Source organism: Bacillus sp. 05T31 (genome assembly GCF_056396725.1).
On record NZ_JBFTMA010000747.1, the window covers coordinates 1 to 2,109 of the forward strand.

At 33.1% G+C, this 2,109-nt stretch carries 5 protein-coding genes; 3 read left to right on the top strand and 2 right to left on the bottom strand.

Translation table 11 applies throughout. The features are described from left to right. The coding region (locus tag AC1DJR_RS27675) for a YitT family protein (protein ID WP_477004013.1) at nucleotides 1-263 on the bottom strand (263 nt) is incomplete at its 3' end. A 142-nt stretch (nucleotides 264-405) separates the two neighbouring features. On the opposite strand from AC1DJR_RS27675, the gene AC1DJR_RS27680 reads away from it, so the two are divergent. Genes AC1DJR_RS27680 through AC1DJR_RS27690 form a run of 3 tightly spaced genes read left to right on the top strand, consistent with a single transcriptional unit; the run spans nucleotide 406 to nucleotide 1,946 of the window. Then, nucleotides 406-1,209 (top strand): protein phosphatase 2C domain-containing protein, encoded by an 804-nt coding sequence (locus tag AC1DJR_RS27680; protein ID WP_477004014.1) that lies wholly within the window; start codon nucleotides 406-408, stop codon nucleotides 1,207-1,209. A 15-nt stretch (nucleotides 1,210-1,224) separates the two neighbouring features. Further along, nucleotides 1,225-1,677, top strand: coding sequence for a peptidoglycan recognition protein family protein (locus AC1DJR_RS27685; protein ID WP_060750817.1), 453 nt, complete (start codon nucleotides 1,225-1,227; stop codon nucleotides 1,675-1,677). Between the two features lie 17 nt (nucleotides 1,678-1,694). After that, nucleotides 1,695-1,946 carry a DUF2164 domain-containing protein gene (locus tag AC1DJR_RS27690; RefSeq protein ID WP_002087817.1) on the top strand — a complete coding sequence of 84 codons (252 nt, stop codon included), beginning with the start codon at nucleotides 1,695-1,697 and terminating at the stop codon, nucleotides 1,944-1,946. A 53-nt stretch (nucleotides 1,947-1,999) separates the two neighbouring features. On the opposite strand, the gene AC1DJR_RS27695 is transcribed toward AC1DJR_RS27690, so the two are convergent. Continuing rightward, on the bottom strand, nucleotides 2,000-2,104 hold the full coding sequence (locus AC1DJR_RS27695) for an IS3 family transposase (RefSeq protein WP_205206291.1): 105 nt from the start codon (nucleotides 2,102-2,104) through the stop codon (nucleotides 2,000-2,002). Between the last annotated feature and the right edge of the window lie 5 nt (nucleotides 2,105-2,109).

Genomic DNA, 2,109 nt, shown 5'->3' on the forward strand with positions numbered 1-2,109 from the left:
ACATAGTATAATGCAACAGATAATACAATTACAGAAACAACCGTGTTAAAAATTACTTTTTTTCCAAGACCTATGTATCCTAAAATAAGGATAGGTAAGTTCAATACAAAGTTAATAATACCTGTGTTTACAGGGGTTACAATCCCTAAAATAATAGCAATTCCGCCAATTCCACTACTTAAAATTTTATGGGGGATAAGGAAAAGATTAAAGGCAATTGCGATAATAATAGAACCAAAAATAACACCAAGAAATCTGACCATCTCTTTCCCGTCCTTCACTAAATAATCATATTATTTCAAGATTATATATGAAATTGAAAGTTTTTTGGGAAAACAGTTTATTTTGGAAAATTAGATTAATCTAAATAGTTCGAGTGTTTGATAAATTGGGAGGGATACAGATATGAAGATAACGACGTATCAACAGAAGAGTCCTTTAAAACAAGAGTGTGAGGATTCATTTTTTGGTAATGAAGATAAAATGATTTACGGTGTATGTGATGGAGCAACACCGTTAGTTCCATTTTGTGATGAAGAAGGACATAATGGAGCATACATYGCTTCRCATTTATTTGCAAGTCATTTTACTTCGCTACGAGRRATCAATAGTTTACAAGATGAAGTTGCAAAGGCGAATGAATTATTGCAAAACAAGATGCTAGAGTACAAGGTTGATACGAGAAAAAAAGATCATCTGTGGTGTACATGTATTGCAGCAGTTCAAATAGAAGGCGATAAACTTGAATATGCACAATTAGGTGATTGTATGATCGTTGCAATACTTCAGGATGGAGCGATAAGAGTATTAACGAAAGATACGGTTCAAGGAATTAGTAAACGTGCAAAAAAGAAGAGAGAGGAAGATAGAGAAAAGGGATTACCTATACCTGAGGAACACGTTTTTCAAGATGTTCGGGAGCAGTTAAAATACAATCGCTATCTTGCAAATATGCCAAACGGCTACTCAGTTGCAAATGGGATGAAAGAAGCTATGGATTATTTACAATATGGTGAATTACAGGTAGCTGAAGTAAGTGGGGTTTTTATTTGTTCAGACGGATTGTTTCACCCAGAGTGGTCGTTAGAACAAACTGTAGCATATATAAGAAAGAATAGTATAAAAGAATATGTAGCAATCATTGAAAGGTTAGAAGGAGAAAATAGAATAAGACCAGATGATAAAACAGTTATTATGATCGATTTGTAAGAGGAGGATGTTCATATGGAAATTAAATGTGTAAATTTAACATTTCAAAATGAGTTAGTTCCTTTAGAAAAAGTAAATAAACTGATCATCCACCATACGTCAGAAGATGGCTGGGATGTGTATAAAACTCACGAATTTCATCAAAAGGTAAGAGGATGGAGCGGGATTGGTTACAATTATTTTATTGAAGAAGATGGAAGTGTAGTCGAAGGACGAGGTTTACATATTGGAGCACATGCGAAAGATAATAATAGTGATACAATTGGAATATGTATGACGGGGAATTTTGATAAATATGATCCAACTACTGCACAAATGAATTCATTATATTCTTTATGTAAAATATTTATGAAGCAGTTTGCCATAGAGAAAGGAAATATACTCGGCCATAGGGAGTTAGAAGGGGTTACAAAAACTTGTCCAGGAAATCGCTTTTCTATGGTAGAGTTAAGAAAAGTATTATCTTAAATATAGAGGAGTAACGAATGATGATGAACATAAAAATACCGACTGATAAAAAAGAAGAGCTTGTAGCACAAATTCAGCAATTTTTCGTTGAAGAAGATTTAGATGAAATTGGACGTTTCCAAGCAGAACGTTTAATAGAGGAAATGATTAAATTAGTTGGACCATTTGCATACAATCAAGCAATTGGAGATGCAAGAAAGCTTGTAAGTGAGAAATTAACGAATATTGAAGAAGATTTGTATGTGTTAGAGAAGAATGAAGGGAAATAAAAAAAGACTAGAAATTTGGTCTTATCCCTGTCAAGTAGACAGTATTAAAAAGACTAAGCAGCCATCGAGATTCGATATTCTATCGGAGCTCGATGGTTGAGTCGTTTTTGGAACCGTTTATAGTTATAAAAGTAAATATATTCTTCAATTGCTTGTATTAAAT